Raw genomic sequence first — 16,632 nt, 5'->3', positions numbered from 1 at the left:
ACCGTTTAAAATCGCCCCTTTGTTGTTATTGAGAAGCCACCATGTCCGTCAATACTGCTGAATCCCGCCAGCCTGCCACTGCGCCAGGCGAGAGCAAAAGTGAACTGATTTACCGTCTTGAAGATCGTCCGCCGCTGCCGCAAACGCTGTTTGCTGCCTGCCAGCATCTGCTGGCGATGTTTGTGGCGGTGATTACCCCGGCACTGCTGATCTGCCAGGCGCTCGGCTTACCGGCGCAGGACACGCAGCACATCATCAGCATGTCGCTGTTTGCTTCGGGCGTGGCGTCCATTCTGCAAATCAAAACCTGGGGACCGGTGGGTTCTGGCCTGCTGTCGATTCAGGGCACCAGCTTTAACTTTGTCACGCCGCTGATCATGGGCGGTATGGCGCTGAAAAACGGCGGTGCCGATGTGCCAACCATGATGGCGGCGCTGTTTGGTACCCTGATGGTGGCTTCCTGTACCGAGATGCTGCTGTCACGCGTGCTGCACCTCGCGCGCCGCATCATCACGCCGCTGGTGTCCGGCATTGTGGTGATGATTATCGGTCTGTCGCTGATTCAGGTCGGCCTGACCTCGATTGGCGGTGGCTTCGCTGCCATGAACGATCACAGCTTTGGTGCGCCGAAAAATCTGCTGCTGGCCGGTGCCGTGCTGGTGGTTATCATCCTGCTTAACCGCCAGCGCAACCCTTATCTGCGCGTCGCGTCGCTGGTGATCGCCATGGCGGTGGGTTATGCGCTGGCCTGGGCGCTGGATATGCTGCCCGCTACCTCTGCACCAACCAACCAGGCGCTGCTGGCCGTGCCGTCGCCGCTCTACTACGGCCTCGGTTTTGACTGGAATCTGCTGATCCCGCTGATGCTGGTGTTTATGGTGACCTCGCTGGAAACCATCGGCGATATTACCGCCACCTCCGATGTCTCCGAGCAGCCGGTCAGTGGTCCGCTGTATATGAAGCGTCTGAAAGGCGGCGTGCTGGCCAATGGTCTCAACTCATTTGTGTCGGCGCTGTTCAACACCTTCCCTAACTCCTGCTTTGGTCAGAACAACGGGGTGATTCAGCTGACCGGCGTGGCCAGCCGCTACGTGGGCTTTGTGGTGGCGCTGATGCTGATCGTGCTCGGCCTGTTCCCGGCGGTGAGCGGCTTTGTGCAGCATATTCCGGAACCGGTACTGGGCGGTGCCACCATCGTGATGTTTGGTACCATTGCCGCTTCCGGCGTGCGCATTGTGTCGCGCGAGCCGCTCAATCGCCGCGCCATTATGATCATCGCGCTGTCGCTGGCGGTGGGCCTTGGCGTATCGCAACAGCCGCTGATTCTGCAATTTGCCCCGGACTGGCTGAAAACCCTGCTGTCATCCGGCATCGCCGCCGGGGGGATCACCGCTATCGTGCTTAACCTCGTCTTTCCGCAGGAAAAGTAATGCTGCTGGCAGGCTACGGCCTGCCTGTTATTTATCCGCTTTTTCATCCAGGCTGTTGAGCTGTAACGGTAATTCAGGCATAACAACCACTCACCGGATAAATATCGGGATGGATGGATGCGATGAAATTTTTAGGCAAGTTTTTCCTTACCTTGTTACTGCTGATTCTGCTGGCGCTGGTGGTTCTCTATGTGCTGCTGCAAACCCAGTGGGGCTCAGGCTGGTTTAGCCGTTGGGTAAGCGATAAAACCGCCTGGCATTTGTCGCTGAGTAAGATTGAGCACAACTTCTCCTCGCCTTCCCACATCATCCTGGATGACTTCAGCTTCGGCCACGACGGCCAGCCGGCGGTGCTGGTGGCGAAGCGCGTCGATCTCGGACTGGCACTGGTGCAGTTCAGCGATCCGCTGCATTTCGACAGCATTGAAGTGCGCGACGGCGACATCAACCTCGCTAACCAGTCACCACAAACCACGCTGCCGATTCAGGCCAACCGGCTGCAGCTCAATAATGTGCAGATCGAAAGCCCGCACAGCGCCCTGCCGCTGGCGGCGCAGCGGGTCAACGGCGGCATTGTGCCGTGGAAGCCCACGCCTGACGATATGCTGGGCAGCGATGCGCAGTTCCAGATGAGCGCAGGTGCCATGACGCTGGACGGCGTCGCCGGTAACAACGTGCTGCTGCAGGGCAATATCGCCAAACGCCGGCTGGTGCTGAGCAATATCGGCGCCGATCTGGCGCGCGGCTCAATGACCGGACGTGCCGAGCGCGACGCGCAGGGTAACTGGCAAATCAACCAGCTGCGTCTTAACGATATCCGCCTGCAAACTCAGCAGAGCCTGAGCGAGTTCCTCAGTCCGCTGCGTGACGTGCCTTCGGTGAGCATCAACCGGCTGGATATGACCGATGCGCGCCTGCAGGGCCCGGACTGGGCGGTGACCGATCTCGATCTGACCCTGAAGAACATTACACTGCGCGGCGATGACTGGCAGAGCGACGACGGTTCGCTGGCCATGAACGCCGGCAACTTTATTAACGGCAGCTTTGAACTCAACGATCCGATCGTCAACGCCGAATTCTCACCGCAGGGCATTCAGCTGACGCAGTTCAGCTCACGCTGGGTCAACGGCGTGATTCGCGCCAGCGGCAGCTGGACGCGCAGCGATAAGCGCCTGACGCTTGACGATTTAGCCATTGCCGGCCTGGAATACACGCTGCCGCAAAACTGGCGCGATCGCTGGCAGCAGACGCTGCCGGGCTGGCTGGATAGCGTGCTGGTGAAGCGGGCGACGGCTAACCGTAACCTGGTGATTGATATCAATCCGGCCTTCCCGTTCCAGATGACCGCGCTCGACGGTAATGCAGAGAATCTGCTGCTGGCGCGCCAGCATCAATGGGGCATCTGGGCGGGCAAAGCCAGCTTTAACGCGGCGGAAGCCACCTTTAACCGCACCGATTTGCGCCATCCGTCGATTAGCCTGAACGCCAGCGATCGGCAGATTGAGGTCAGCGAGATGAGCGCCTTTAACGGCAGCGGATTACTGGAAGGCACGGCAACCGCAGGACAGGAAGCACAGCGTCCGTTTACGCTGAACCTGAAAGGCCAGGCGGTGCCGGCAAACGTGCTGCAAAACTGGGGCTGGCCTGCGCTGCCGCTGAGCGGTAGCAGTAATTTGCAGCTGCAGCTGAAGGGCTCGCTCAGCGCGGGCGCACCGTTACGTACCAGCGCAGAAGGCAGTTTGTCGGTGATGACGGATACGCAGTCGCTGCAGCAGACGATGCGTGGCGGACAGGTGCAGTGATTGCATGACCGATCGCGCTGAAAAGCGCGATGCGGGCGCGTCAGGTCATCGCCAATCGCACAATATTTGTAGCGGCGCGATTTATCGCGCAATAAATTGCGCCGCTACCAAAAATGCAACTGTTGTTGAATGCATTTGAATCTTAGCTGGCAAGCATTACGCCATGCAGAGTGACCCTGTGGTTTTGTTGCGCGCTGCGTGGTTAATTAATACGCGCGCCTGAACCGCCCTCTTCCAGCGGTCCGTCGGGATCGGCGGGTAACACGATGTAGACACCTTCAAACACCGCGCCCAGCTCATCATCCCCAAACAGCTCCACCTCCATCTGTACGCGTGCTTTTCGTCCGCGCGCCAGACGGTCGAGATCGCCGCTCAGCGAGCCGAGATCGGCGATGGCGCCGGGCCGTCCGCTGATCGGTTTGCTGTAGCGAATATGTGCATCGGCCAGAATGATGGTGCCACCGAGATGGCGTTCGCGCAGTAGCAGCCAGATCAATCCCCAGCCGGTAAGCGTGGCGAGTGAAAACAGGCTGCCGGCAAACAGCGTGTGGTGCGGGTTCTGGTTGCCGGCTTCCGGCATGGTGGTAACAAACTTCTGCCCGGTATACTGCAGAATGCGCACGCCCATCTTTTCGCTCAGCGGGATGTGTTCGTACCACGCCTGCTGCAGCTGTCCACACCAGTCGGCGCGATGCAGAATATCATCCAGCGTCACCACCGGTTTAATCATCAGGAAGTGACGCACCGGCGTGGTTTGCGGTGCAGTAATTTCGCCCTGATTGACAAAGCCGAGCTTGGCAAAGAACTCCACCGCATCCTCGCGCGCGCTACAGGTGACGCGTTTGGCCCCTTCCTGGCGCGCCACCGACTCCAGCGTCATCGCCACCAGCGTACCCAGCCCTTTGCCCTGCACCGACGGATGCACCGCCAGAAAGCGGATCGCCGCTTCATTTTCCGCATTGATATACAGCCGGCCTACCGCTACCGGTTTGCCGTGCTCATCCACCACCATCTGGTGATGCGCCAGCGCATCCCAGGCATCACGTTCTGAGCCCTGCGGCTGGCGCAGCGGCTTCCGTAACATTTCCCAGCGGAACTGGTAATACATATCCAGTTCTTCCGCCGTTTGCGGTACGCGAAGATGATACATAAAGTGATTCTCTCGTTCGGAGCTTGCGTGGCTGATCCCTTGCCGCTCGGCTAAAAATCTCACACCTGTAACCAGAAGGTCACCGGACCATCGTTAATCAGCGAAACCTGCATATTGGCGGCGAAGCGCCCGTTGGCGGTGGTGACGCCCAGCGCCCGGCAGCGATCGCTGAAGTCGTGATAGAGGCGCTCGGCTTCCGCCGGATGCGCGCCGCCAGAGAAAGAGGGACGCATGCCTTTTTGCGTGTCGGCCGCCAGGGTGAATTGCGAAACCACCAGCACGCTACCGCCTGTCTGCTGTACGCTGAGATTCATTTTGTCGTTCTCATCGCCAAAGATGCGGTAGCCCAGCACTTTCTCCGCCAGGCGCTGTGATTTCTGCTCATCATCGCCCTTTTCCACCCCCAGCAGCACCAGCAGACCGGCGCCAATTTCGCCCACCGTGGCGTTATCCACGCTGACGCTGGCGCGCGTCACACGCTGAATCAAAGCAATCATGTTTCCTCTCGTTCTTTATCGCGTTCCTGCTGTTTTAACTGGCGATAGTCATCCAGCGTGACGGTCACTTCCGCGCCTAACAACACAATACACCAGGTCCAGTAAACCCACAGAAACAGGATGGGGATCACCGCCAGCACGCCGTAAATTAACTGATACGAAGGAAACATCGTAACATAGAGCGCAAAGCCTTTTTTGCCCAGCTCGAACAGCAGACCCGCGACCACCGCACCTATCAACGCATCGCGTCCCGGCACGCGCCGCGTCGGCACAATGCTGTACAGCAGCCAGAAGGCGAGAATCGACAAAACCAGCGGGAAGATGCGTAGCGCCTGATCGATCAGGCTGGTGACGCCGGTCACGTTCACCCAGCGCAGCGACAGCAGATAGGAGCTGATGGCCAGACTGGCACCGGCCAGCAGCGGTCCCAGCGTCAGGATCATCCAGTAGACCGCAAAGGAGTAAACCATCGGGCGCGGCTTGTCGCTGCGCCAGATGGCGTTGAGTGCGCTGTCGACCGAGTGCATCAACAGCAGCGCAGTGACTATCAGCCCGACCGCTCCCACCGCCGTCATTTTATTGACGTTGGCGACAAACTGATCGAGATAGCGCTGAATCACATCCCCGGCGGCCGGCATGAAGTTAGTGAAGATGAAGTTCTTCAGCTGCACGCTGATGTCCGAGAACACCGGGAAGGCGGCAAACAGCGCGAATACCACGGCAATCAGCGGCACCAGCGCCAGCAGTGACACGTAGGCGAGGTTACCGGCCTGCGTGGTCATGTTGTCTTCATCGATGCGGCGCCACAGCAGTTTGATCCACAGGAAAAACGCATGCGCCGAGTGGCGCAGATGAGTTCGCATGGTCACTCAGCGACGGCTCGCAAACCAGTCAGGCACGGTTTTCGCATCTTCGACCAGCACGCTCTCAATGCCCAGCGCGCGCGCCGCATCAACATTAGCCTGGTTGTCATCAAAGAATACCGCCTGATCGGCGGTGAAGCCTTCATGCTCCAGTACGTAGTGCCAGATGCGCGCTTCTGGTTTGCGCATGCCGATATCCTGCGACATATAGATGTGGTCGGCAGCCTGCTGTACTTCCGGATACTGCGTTGGCCAGAACTCGAAATGCAGCTGGTTGGTGTTAGACAGAATCACCACGCGCTCGCCGCTGGCGCGCAGCTGGTTCATGATCGCCAGCGTTTCCGGACGCACGCCGACAAACACCGCCTGCCAGCCCGCAGTGAACTGCGGATAGCTCAGGGCAATATCGAGCTGGTCACACAGCCGCGCAGCAAACTCCGGGTCGCTGATTTCGCCCCGCTCGTGCTGCTCGAAGGTCTCGTCCATGCGAAAACGGCTCTGCAGCGTGGCAAGCGGCACGCGTCCCAGATCGCTCCAGACGCCGAGTACCCGATTGAAATCGATATCAACAATCACATTGCCTAAATCAAAGATGTACAGCATGACACCTCTCCTCTACGTTCCCTGGATCATTCACTCTAGCGGTAAAAGGCAAGCCTGAACAGGTACGCTTAGGGGAAATCCGCATTCCGCAAGCGGGGTCTGATTTCGTGCGGGTCGCGCTGCCTCAGACGGCAGGCAAAAAAAAGCCCCGCGGGTGCGGGGCTCATTATCAGACGATTTCGCTTACTCTTTGCTGCCGCGAGACGCGCGTTTGCGATCGTTCTCGGTCAGGTGGCGTTTACGAATACGTACTGACTGCGGCGTCACTTCTACCAGTTCGTCGTCATCGATGAACTCGATAGCCTGCTCCAGCGTCATTTTCTGCGGTGGTACCAGGGTGGTAGCTTCGTCAGTACCTGACGCACGCATGTTGGTCAGTTTCTTACCGGTCAGGCAGTTTACGGTCAGGTCGTTAGAGCGGCTGTGAATACCGATGATCTGGCCTTCATACACTTCCGCACCGTGACCGAGGAACAGCTTACCACGATCCTGCAGGCCGAACAGGGCGAAGGCAACCGCTTTACCCTGACCGTTGGAGATCAGCACGCCGTTCTGACGCTGGCCCACTTCGCCCGGACGCACGTCGTCGTAGTGGCTGAAGGTGGAGTACAGCAGACCAGTACCGGAAGTCATAGTCATGAATTCGTTACGGAAGCCGATCAGACCACGGCTTGGGATCACGTAGTCGAGACGTACGCGGCCTTTACCATCCGGATCCATGTTTTTCAGGTCGCCTTTACGCTCACCCATCGCCTGCATCACCGAACCCTGGTGGGTTTCTTCGATGTCGAGGGTAACGTTTTCGAATGGCTCCTGCTTGCGGCCTTCGAATTCACGGTAGATAACTTTCGGACGGGATACCGCCAGCTCGTAGCCTTCACGACGCATATTCTCGATCAGAACTGACAGGTGCAGCTCACCACGACCGGATACGCGGAATGCATCAGCATCTTCAGTTTCTTCTACGCGCAGCGCTACGTTGTGCACCAGCTCTTTGTTCAGACGCTCAAGGATCTGACGCGACGTCACAAACTTACCTTCTTTACCACAGAACGGTGAGGTGTTGACGTTGAAGAACATGGTTACGGTTGGCTCATCCACGCTCAGCGCTGGCAGCGCTTCCACATTCTGCGTGTCGCAGATGGTGTCGGAGATGTTCAGCTCGCCCAGACCGGTAATAGCGATGATGTCGCCCGCTTCAGCCAGGTCGGATTCAATACGCTCCAGACCCAGATGGCCCAGCACTTTACCGACTTTCGCGTTACGGGTTTTCCCTTCGCTGTCGATCACAGTAACCTGCTGGTTTGGCTTCACTTTACCGCGCTTGATGCGGCCGATACCGATTACGCCGAGGTAGTTGTTGTAGTCCAGCTGCGAGATCTGCATCTGCAGTGGGGCTTCAACTTCAACCTGCGGTGGAGAAACGTGGTCGACGATGGCCTGATACAGCGGGGTCATGTCGTCAGCCATGTCGGTGTGATCCAGACCGGCGATACCATTCAGCGCAGACGCATAAATGATCGGGAAATCGAGCTGCTCGTCGGTCGCGTCGAGGTTAACGAACAGGTCAAATACCTGGTCCACAACCCAGTCCGGACGCGCACCAGGACGGTCAACTTTGTTGATGACTACAATCGGCTTCAAACCGTGGGCAAAGGCTTTCTTGGTTACGAAGCGGGTTTGCGGCATAGGGCCATCCATCGCGTCTACAACCAGCAGCACCGAATCCACCATGGACATGACGCGCTCAACTTCACCACCGAAGTCGGCGTGTCCCGGGGTATCAACGATGTTGATACGGTAGTCGTTCCATTTGATGGCGGTGTTTTTCGCGAGGATGGTAATCCCACGCTCTTTCTCCAAATCGTTGGAGTCCATCACGCGCTCAGTCGCTTCGGTACGGGCATCAAAAGTACCGGACTGTTGCAGCAGTTTGTCAACCAGGGTGGTCTTACCATGGTCAACGTGCGCGATGATGGCGATGTTACGCAAATTTTCGATCACAGCTTTGCCTCAGGCATTATAGAAATAACGCGGTATTGTACACGGATTAAGCGAAAGACTGAACATGATCACAGTTTTCGCCGAAAGATTCTCGCAGTGCGCGTTTTTAGCACCAATAACGGTGCATTAAGCTGCACTTTGATGGCGCTTTGCACCATTTAAGTGCTTACCCCTAAACTGACGGCACTGTTTTGGTGCATTCCATCCACGCTGGTGCAGCCGTCGTCTCACCGCAGGGCGCATCACAGCGCCATTTTTACCATTGTAATAAAGTTGGCACAGAATTCGCTTTATATCTTTTAAGCGAAAACGACAGTTGCACAACGGTTGAAGAGCTTGCCGAGATCTTGGTCAGGGGTGGTCAGTAGTCGTGACACATTCCCGGCAACAGAAGTTCTCTCACCACGACGACAAAATGACCATTTCCAGGAGAGTTGAGTATGTCCGCTGAACACGTTCTCTCGATGATGAACGAGCACGAAGTTAAGTTTGTTGACCTGCGTTTTACCGATACCAAAGGTAAAGAACAGCACGTTACTATCCCTGCTCACCAGGTTAACGCTGACTTCTTCGAAGAAGGCAAAATGTTCGATGGCTCTTCCATCGGCGGCTGGAAAGGCATTAACGAATCAGACATGGTGCTGATGCCGGATGCAACAACTGCCGTAATGGATCCGTTCTTCGAAGATCCGACGCTCATCATCCGCTGTGACATTCTCGAGCCAGGCACGCTGCAGGGCTACGATCGCGACCCGCGCTCCATTGCCAAGCGCGCAGAAGAGTTCCTGCGTTCTTCCGGCATCGCCGACACCGTACTGTTCGGACCTGAGCCAGAGTTCTTCCTGTTTGACGACATCCGTTTCGGCTCTTCAACTTCCGGCTCACACGTGGCTATCGACGACATCGAAGCAGCCTGGAACACCGGTAAAGAGTACGAAGGCGGTAACAAAGGTCACCGTCCAGGTCTGAAAGGCGGCTACTTCCCGGTGCCACCGGTTGACTCATCACAGGACATCCGTTCTGCCATGTGTCTGACCATGGAGCAGATGGGTCTGGTGGTAGAAGCGCATCACCACGAAGTGGCTACTGCTGGTCAGAACGAAGTGGCTACCCGCTTCAACACCATGACCAAGAAAGCTGACGAAATTCAGATCTACAAATATGTCGTGCACAACGTCGCGCACGCCTACGGCAAAACGGCTACCTTTATGCCGAAGCCGATGTTTGGCGACAACGGTTCCGGTATGCACTGCCACATGTCACTGTCTAAAGGCGGCGTAAACCTGTTCTCTGGCGACAAATACGGCGGCCTGTCTGAAACTGCCCTGTTCTACATCGGCGGTATCATCAAGCACGCTAAAGCCATCAACGCCCTGGCAAACCCGACCACCAACTCATACAAGCGTCTGGTCCCAGGCTACGAAGCACCGGTAATGCTGGCTTACTCAGCGCGTAACCGTTCTGCCTCTATCCGTATCCCGGTGGTGGCCAGCCCGAAAGCACGCCGTATCGAAGCGCGCTTCCCGGATCCAGCGGCTAACCCATACCTGGCGTTCACCGCACTGCTGATGGCCGGCCTCGACGGCGTGATCAACAAGATCCACCCTGGCGATGCGATGGACAAAAACCTGTACGACCTGCCGCCGGAAGAAGAAGCTGAGATTCCAAAAGTGGCCGGTTCACTGGAAGAAGCGCTGAACGCACTGAACGAAGACCGCGAGTTCCTGACCCGTGGCGGCGTGTTCACCGACGACGCTATCGATGCTTACATCGAACTGCGTAAAGCTGACAACGACCGCGTACGCATGACCCCGCACCCGGTTGAGTTCGAACTGTACTACAGCGTTTAATCCTTAAAAGATTCGCGCAGATGCACCGTAGCCGCCAACGCCGCGACGGTGCTAATCCTGGCGCTGAAGATTTTTTGTTGCCGTGGAAACTTTAGCCCATCTCCGGATGGGCTTTTTTCACCGCGAATTCATCGTTCGACGGATAGATTTGCGTCCCCAAAGGCTATAATGCACTAATTTAGTGCAGAGGAACGCTGTATGGCAACTGGCACGCTGCCCGACGCGGGGCAGATTCTCAACTCCCTGATCAACAGTATTTTGCTGGTCGATAACGATCTGGTTATCCACTACGCCAACCCGGCGGCCCAGCAATTACTGGCGCAAAGCTCACGAAAATTGTTCGGCACGCCCTTACCGGAACTTACCGGCTATTTTTCGCTGAACATTGAGGTAATGAGCGAGAGTTTAGGGGCAGGCCAGGGCTTTACCGATAGCGAAGTCACGTTAGTGGTGGATGGCCGCGCGCACATTATGTCGCTCACGGCACAGCGTCTACCCGACGGATTTATTCTGCTGGAAATGGCGCCGATGGATAATCAGCGCCGTCTCAGCCAGGAGCAGATTCAGCACGCTCAGCAGGTTGCCGCGCGCGATCTGGTACGCGGCCTGGCGCACGAAATTAAAAACCCGCTCGGCGGATTGCGCGGCGCGGCACAGCTATTATCGCGCGCCCTGCCCGATCCGGCGCTGAATGAATATACCAAAGTGATTATTGAGCAGGCCGACCGGCTGCGTAACCTGGTCGACCGCCTGCTGGGTCCGCAGCAGCCCGGACTGCACGTGACCCAGAGCATCCATCAGGTGGCTGAACGTGTGGTTAACCTGGTGTCGATGGAGCTGCCGGAAAACGTCTCGCTGGTGCGTGATTATGACCCCAGCCTGCCGGAGCTGCCACACGACCCGGACCAGATTGAGCAGGTGCTGCTCAACGTGGTGCGTAACGCGCTGCAGGCGCTGGGCGAAGCGGGCGGCACCATTGTCATCCGCACCCGTACCGCGTTTCAGCTGACGTTACATGGCACGCGTTACCGGCTGGTGGCGCGTATCGACATTGAAGATGATGGCCCGGGCATTCCGGCCCAGCTGCAGGATACGCTGTTCTATCCGATGGTCAGCGGACGCGAAGGCGGCACCGGTTTAGGTCTCTCTATCGCCCGCAGCCTGATCGATCAGCATTCGGGAAAAATTGAATTTAACAGTTGGCCAGGCCACACCGAATTCTCGGTTTACCTGCCTATTCGCCAGTGAGGTTTCTATGCAACGAGGGATAGTCTGGATCGTCGATGACGATAGCTCCATCCGCTGGGTGCTTGAACGTGCGCTCACTGGAGCCGGTTTAAGCTGCGCCACCTTTGACAGCGGCAACGAGGTGCTGGATGCGCTCTCGACCAAAACCCCGGACGTATTATTGTCGGATATTCGTATGCCAGGCATGGATGGTCTGGCGCTGCTGAAGCAGATCAAACAGCGTCATCCGATGCTGCCGGTCATCATTATGACCGCGCATTCGGACCTCGACGCGGCGGTCAGCGCTTATCAGCAGGGCGCGTTTGATTACCTGCCTAAGCCGTTTGATATTGATGAAGCGGTCGCGCTGGTAGAGCGTGCCATCAGTCACTATCAGGAGCAGCAGCAGCCGCGCAATCAGCCGGTAAGCGGCCCGACCACCGATATCATCGGCGAAGCGCCGGCGATGCAGGATGTCTTCCGCATCATCGGCCGTCTGTCGCGTTCGTCGATCAGCGTGCTGATCAACGGCGAGTCCGGTACCGGTAAAGAGCTGGTCGCGCATGCGCTGCATCGCCACAGCCCGCGCGCCAAATCCCCGTTTATCGCGCTGAATATGGCGGCGATCCCGAAGGATTTGATCGAATCGGAGCTGTTTGGCCACGAGAAAGGCGCGTTTACCGGCGCGAACCAGATTCGTCAGGGCCGCTTTGAGCAGGCCGATGGCGGCACGCTGTTTCTCGACGAAATCGGCGATATGCCGCTTGATGTACAGACGCGCCTGCTGCGCGTGCTGGCCGATGGCCAGTTCTATCGTGTTGGTGGCTATGCGCCGGTCAAAGTGGATGTGCGCATCATCGCCGCTACCCACCAGAATCTGGAGCTGCGCGTGCAGGAGGGCAAGTTCCGTGAGGACCTGTTCCATCGCCTCAACGTGATTCGCGTGCATCTGCCGCCGCTGCGTGAACGTCGTGAGGATATCCCGCGTCTGGCGCGCTACTTCCTGCAGGTCGCAGCGCGTGAGCTGGGCGTAGAAGCGAAAATTCTGCATCCGGAGACTGAAGCCGCGCTGACGCGACTGCACTGGTCGGGTAACGTGCGCCAGCTGGAGAACACCTGCCGCTGGCTGACGGTGATGGCCGCGGGCCAGGAAGTGCTGATTCAGGATCTGCCGCCGGAGCTGTTTGAGTCGAGTACGCCGGAAAATCCGGTGCAGTCGCTGCCGGACAGCTGGGCAACGCTGCTGGCGCAGTGGGCAGACCGCGCGCTGCGTTCCGGTCATCAGAACCTGCTGTCAGAAGCACAGCCGGAGATGGAGCGTACGCTGCTGACCACTGCGCTGCGTCATACGCAGGGCCACAAGCAGGAAGCGGCACGTTTACTGGGCTGGGGCCGCAATACGCTCACGCGTAAACTGAAAGAACTGGGCATGGAATAACGCGGAAAAGTGTAAAAGGGTTATTTATTGCACACTTTCTGCGCGTAACATCTGTACAGACCGGTGCCGTTCAGTATCATACTGGCGGCAATCGGGAGAGGCTAACATGTTGCAATCTGTCATCCAGCTGATCGCGCATAACGTGGCGGCAATCGGTAATGCTGTGACTCACTCACCGCAAACCGCGCTGGCCGCCGTGGTCTGCGCCATCAGCGTCAGTCTGTTCAGTTAACATAAAGGGAGCGCTGGCTCCCTTTATGCTTAAATTACCCGCGAAAATTGCTGCATCCGTGCTTTCTGCCGCAGATAGCGGTCAAAGCACATGCAGATGTTGCGAATCAGCAGACGGCCAATGCCGGTGACCTGCAGCCGGCGCTCACCCATCTCAAGCAAGCCGTCCGCCACCAGCGGCGCCAGCAGCGCTAAATCCTCAGCAAAATAGCGTTCAAACACCACTGGCCACCGGGCTTCGATGTCGGCAAAATCCAGCGCAAAGTTACAGATCAGCGCTTTAATCACATCCCGCCGCAGACAATCATCCTCGCTCAGGGTTAAACCGCGCCACAGCGCATGGCCCTGCTGCTCAACGCTGGCATACCAGGCTTTTAACTCTTTCTGATTCTGCGCATAGCTGTCGCCCAGCATGCTGATGGCCGAAACGCCCAGTCCGAGCAGTTCGGTTTCGCCCTGCGTGGTGTAACCCTGGAAATTGCGATGCAGTACGCCGGCGCGCTGTGCCACCGCCAGTTCATCATCCGGTTTGGCAAAGTGGTCCATGCCAATAAACTGGTAACCCGCACCGGTCAGCGTCGCAATGGTTTGCTGCAGGATTTGCAGCTTCTGCGCCGCCGTCGGCAGCTCCTCATCTTTGATTTTGCGCTGAGCGGCAAACAGCGCAGGCATGTGCGCATAGTTGAAGACGCTGAGGCGATCCGGATTGAGCGCAATCACCCGCTGCAGCGTAAAGGCAAAGCTCTCTGGCGTCTGCAGCGGCAGGCCGTAGATTAAATCCAGACTGACTGAGCGGAATCCCTGCGCGCGGGCACGCTGCACCAGGGCGAAAATGGTCTCTTCATCCTGAACGCGGTTGACCCGCTCCTGCACTGTCTTGTTGAAATCCTGCACGCCCATGCTCAGACGATTGAAGCCCTCCGCGCGCAGATGATCGATCATCTCCAGCTCAATTTCACGCGGATCGACTTCGATCGACATCTCAACATCGTCAGCGATGTCGAAATGGCTGCGCAGCAGCGCCACCAGCCGGCTGACCTGCTGCTGATTAAGGAAGGTGGGCGTGCCGCCGCCCCAGTGCAGCTGCGTAACGCGACGGCCGGCAAACAGCGGAGCGCGCTGACGAATCTCCTGCGCCAGAACCTCCAGATAGCGATCGGCCTTGTGCAGCTGGCGCGTCACGATTTTATTGCAGCCGCAGAAGTAACACAGACGATGGCAGAACGGGATATGCACATACAGCGACAGCGCGCGCTCGGGATAGCGCTCAACCGCGCGCTGAAAATCGCTCGCGCCAAAGCTTTCACTGAATTCCAGCGCGGTGGGATAGGAGGTGTAACGCGGACCGGCGTAATTGTATTTTTCGATGAGCCGCTGATCCCACTCAATCTGCTGCGATGACATGCTCACTCCTTACGGTGACGTCGTCTGAGGGCGGGTCGCGTGGCAGAAGAGGAGACGAAGCGCTGGGCGGAACGCCGCCGTAAGCGCGATTTCAGCCGCGACAGGCGGCGTAGTTTAAACAATAACCACAGCAGATAACATGTCAGCAGCAGCGCTAAAATTGATCCAGGCCAAAACATAGGTGAATACCTGTTTAGCGCGGCATGCGCAAAGCCGCATGCCGATCAAAAATGGCGGTTAGTGGCCCTTAAGCAGGCGCATCATATCCTCTTCTGCCTGCTCGTCTTCGGCGTCGTCGTCCAGCGCAATGCCCAGCGTTTCCATCAGCTCGTCAATGCGATCCAGCGTCTCATCCAGCCACGCCTGATCTTCTGCGCTCAGGGTTTCGCCGCTCTCAAGGCGATCGAGCAGCGTGTCGAGACGCTCATCATTCTCCAGCTTGGCCAGCTCTTCCTGCGGCGTCAGGCGCACTTTTTCGGCTTTGGGTTTTGGCTTCGCCACTTTCTTTTCGGGCAGGGTTTTGCCGTCCGCCACCAGCGCGACTGGCTTTTTGCTGCCCACGCGCGGATCGGCGCTCTTTTTGCTGTGCCCTTTACCGGCGCTTTGCGTTTCCGGGTTGGCGCGGCTGCCGGATTTGTGGCCGCTGTGCTTTTTATCGCGCTTGCGATCGCGGGCTTCCTGGTTCAGTTCTTCACGCGATTTGCGTTTCGCTTTAGCAGCAGGTTTGCCACGCTGGGCTGGTGCAGGTTGCTTCATGTATTCGGTCTCGGCGATGCCTGGTGAGTTCAGTATAGAATTGCGGCGAAATCTAGCAGAAAGATGACAAAGAAAAAAGGCGATAGCCTGTGCTATCGCCTTATTTCGCACCTTCATACGAAGGAAACACGCGTCAAATCCTTTACGGCTCACAACGTCCCGGTTGCTCCATCGCCACATCGCTCCTGCGAGTAATCCCTGTCCCTGTCCGATTCCTGCCTGAATCGCTCTCCTGCCATGCTCGCGGTCATCCCCGACGCTCCTGAGCTCATCATCCTGATGGGTGCTGCCGTGCACTGACAACAAATGTAGACCAAACAGTAAATTGAACAAGTGAGACTTGTCTCTAATTTAGAGCGGTCTTTTTCATTTTTAACGTAAGCTGATGAAAATAAACAGTAATGTAGCGAATGAATGTTGCATGAATCCGTCATCACTGGTAGCAGTTAGCGGCGATCTCTTACAAAATAGCGCGTTAAGACGCCTGTCGGGCACTTTTGCGCCATAACAGGTATAATCAGCGCCATTGCCCGATCATTCTGCTGGAGTTTTACATTGTCTGCTTTGAACTATCACGTCACCCATTTCATGCTCAGCGCGCCGGATATTCGTCATCTACCGGCGGATACGGGCATTGAAGTTGCCTTTGCCGGGCGCTCAAATGCAGGCAAATCCAGCGCGCTGAATACCCTGACCAACCAGAAAAGCCTGGCGCGTACCAGTAAAACGCCAGGCCGCACGCAGCTGATTAACCTGTTTGAAGTGGTGGAAGGCAAACGCCTGGTGGATTTACCAGGTTACGGTTATGCGGAAGTCCCGGAAGAGATGAAGCGTAAATGGCAGCGCGCGCTGGGTGAATATTTGCAGAAACGTCAGGCCCTGAAAGGACTGGTGGTACTGATGGATATCCGCCATCCGCTTAAAGATCTCGATCAGCAAATGGTTGAGTGGGCGGTGCAGAGCGGTATTCCGGTTATGATTTTGCTGACTAAAGCCGACAAGCTGGCTTCCGGTGCCCGTAAAGCGCAGCTGAACATGGTGCGTGAGGCATCGCTGGCATTTATGGGCGATGTCCAGGTCGAGATGTTCTCATCGCTGAAAAAACTGGGCGTCGATAAGCTGCGTCAGAAACTTGATACCTGGTTTAGCGAGCTGACTCCGGCGCAGGAAGGCGGCGGTGAAGCGCTGTCAGAGTAGCGCCTGAGCGGACCTTTGCGTCCGCTTTTTTTCAGAAAAAGCCCAATAAAAAACGCCCCAGTCATAAATGACTGGGGCGGCTAATATTCAGCCAAATCCGATTACGTGAAGTAAAAGGTCTGAAAGATAGAACATCTTACCTCTGTACCCTACGCGATGAACTTTACCCGATTTTTTCTG

Annotated in this window: 14 protein-coding genes; 7 read left to right on the top strand and 7 right to left on the bottom strand. The window is 57.1% G+C overall.

The window, feature by feature from the left end:
• Nucleotides 1-41: 41 nt before the first annotated feature.
• Both KOL70_RS12610 and KOL70_RS12605 read left to right on the top strand, forming a co-directional pair.
• A complete protein-coding gene (locus KOL70_RS12610; RefSeq protein WP_021507110.1) occupies nucleotides 42-1,430 on the top strand; it encodes an NCS2 family protein in 1,389 nt (462 codons plus the stop codon).
• 122 nt (nucleotides 1,431-1,552) lie between these two features.
• Nucleotides 1,553-3,232, top strand: coding sequence for an AsmA family protein (locus KOL70_RS12605; RefSeq protein ID WP_215480737.1), 1,680 nt, complete (start codon nucleotides 1,553-1,555; stop codon nucleotides 3,230-3,232).
• Nucleotides 3,233-3,434: 202 nt separating this feature from the next.
• Here the strand turns inward: KOL70_RS12605 and fabY are convergent, their stop codons facing one another.
• The 5 genes from fabY to typA all read right to left on the bottom strand — a co-directional run bounded on the left by fabY (nucleotide 3,435) and on the right by typA (nucleotide 8,349).
• A complete protein-coding gene (fabY, locus tag KOL70_RS12600; protein ID WP_021507112.1) occupies nucleotides 3,435-4,382 on the bottom strand; it encodes a fatty acid biosynthesis protein FabY in 948 nt (315 codons plus the stop codon).
• Nucleotides 4,383-4,441: 59 nt separating this feature from the next.
• Nucleotides 4,442-4,879, bottom strand: a complete 438-nt coding sequence (gene dtd, locus KOL70_RS12595) for a D-aminoacyl-tRNA deacylase (protein WP_021507113.1) — start codon at nucleotides 4,877-4,879, stop codon at nucleotides 4,442-4,444.
• On the bottom strand, nucleotides 4,876-5,742 hold the full coding sequence (locus KOL70_RS12590; RefSeq protein ID WP_021507114.1) for a virulence factor BrkB family protein: 867 nt from the start codon (nucleotides 5,740-5,742) through the stop codon (nucleotides 4,876-4,878). The genes dtd and KOL70_RS12590 overlap by 4 nt, the downstream gene beginning before the upstream one ends.
• Nucleotides 5,743-5,748: 6 nt before the next feature.
• Nucleotides 5,749-6,345 carry a glucose-1-phosphatase gene (yihX, locus tag KOL70_RS12585; RefSeq protein WP_021507115.1) on the bottom strand — a complete coding sequence of 199 codons (597 nt, stop codon included), beginning with the start codon at nucleotides 6,343-6,345 and terminating at the stop codon, nucleotides 5,749-5,751.
• Nucleotides 6,346-6,528: 183 nt separating this feature from the next.
• Complete coding sequence (gene typA / locus KOL70_RS12580; RefSeq protein ID WP_058771001.1) at nucleotides 6,529-8,349, bottom strand: ribosome-dependent GTPase TypA; 1,821 nt, start codon at nucleotides 8,347-8,349, stop codon at nucleotides 6,529-6,531.
• 440 nt (nucleotides 8,350-8,789) lie between these two features.
• On the opposite strand from typA, the gene glnA reads away from it, so the two are divergent.
• The 4 genes from glnA to KOL70_RS12560 all read left to right on the top strand — a co-directional run bounded on the left by glnA (nucleotide 8,790) and on the right by KOL70_RS12560 (nucleotide 13,096).
• Nucleotides 8,790-10,199, top strand: coding sequence for a glutamate--ammonia ligase (gene glnA, locus KOL70_RS12575; RefSeq protein ID WP_031279641.1), 1,410 nt, complete (start codon nucleotides 8,790-8,792; stop codon nucleotides 10,197-10,199).
• Nucleotides 10,200-10,397: 198 nt separating this feature from the next.
• Nucleotides 10,398-11,447 carry a nitrogen regulation protein NR(II) gene (gene glnL / locus KOL70_RS12570; RefSeq protein ID WP_021507118.1) on the top strand — a complete coding sequence of 350 codons (1,050 nt, stop codon included), beginning with the start codon at nucleotides 10,398-10,400 and terminating at the stop codon, nucleotides 11,445-11,447.
• A 7-nt stretch (nucleotides 11,448-11,454) separates the two neighbouring features.
• Complete coding sequence (glnG, locus tag KOL70_RS12565; protein ID WP_031279642.1) at nucleotides 11,455-12,864, top strand: nitrogen regulation protein NR(I); 1,410 nt, start codon at nucleotides 11,455-11,457, stop codon at nucleotides 12,862-12,864.
• A 106-nt stretch (nucleotides 12,865-12,970) separates the two neighbouring features.
• Nucleotides 12,971-13,096, top strand: coding sequence for a YshB family small membrane protein (locus KOL70_RS12560; protein ID WP_021507120.1), 126 nt, complete (start codon nucleotides 12,971-12,973; stop codon nucleotides 13,094-13,096).
• Nucleotides 13,097-13,125: 29 nt separating this feature from the next.
• Here KOL70_RS12560 and hemN read toward each other — a convergent pair whose 3' ends face one another.
• A complete protein-coding gene (gene hemN, locus KOL70_RS12555; protein ID WP_127833482.1) occupies nucleotides 13,126-14,499 on the bottom strand; it encodes an oxygen-independent coproporphyrinogen III oxidase in 1,374 nt (457 codons plus the stop codon).
• A 237-nt stretch (nucleotides 14,500-14,736) separates the two neighbouring features.
• Nucleotides 14,737-15,255: a Der GTPase-activating protein YihI gene (yihI, locus tag KOL70_RS12550; RefSeq protein ID WP_058770999.1), complete on the bottom strand. Its 519-nt coding sequence runs from the start codon at nucleotides 15,253-15,255 to the stop codon at nucleotides 14,737-14,739.
• 555 nt (nucleotides 15,256-15,810) lie between these two features.
• Here yihI and yihA point away from each other — a divergent pair.
• Nucleotides 15,811-16,452 (top strand): ribosome biogenesis GTP-binding protein YihA/YsxC, encoded by a 642-nt coding sequence (yihA, locus tag KOL70_RS12545; protein WP_215480736.1) that lies wholly within the window; start codon nucleotides 15,811-15,813, stop codon nucleotides 16,450-16,452.
• Nucleotides 16,453-16,632 lie beyond the last annotated feature (180 nt).

This window comes from Pantoea sp. B270, from assembly GCF_018726825.1.
In the GTDB taxonomy this organism is placed as follows: domain Bacteria; phylum Pseudomonadota; class Gammaproteobacteria; order Enterobacterales; family Enterobacteriaceae; genus Pantoea; species Pantoea dispersa.
The sequence above is the reverse complement of the archived record's forward strand: the minus strand, read 5'-3'. Positions and strand labels throughout refer to the sequence as shown.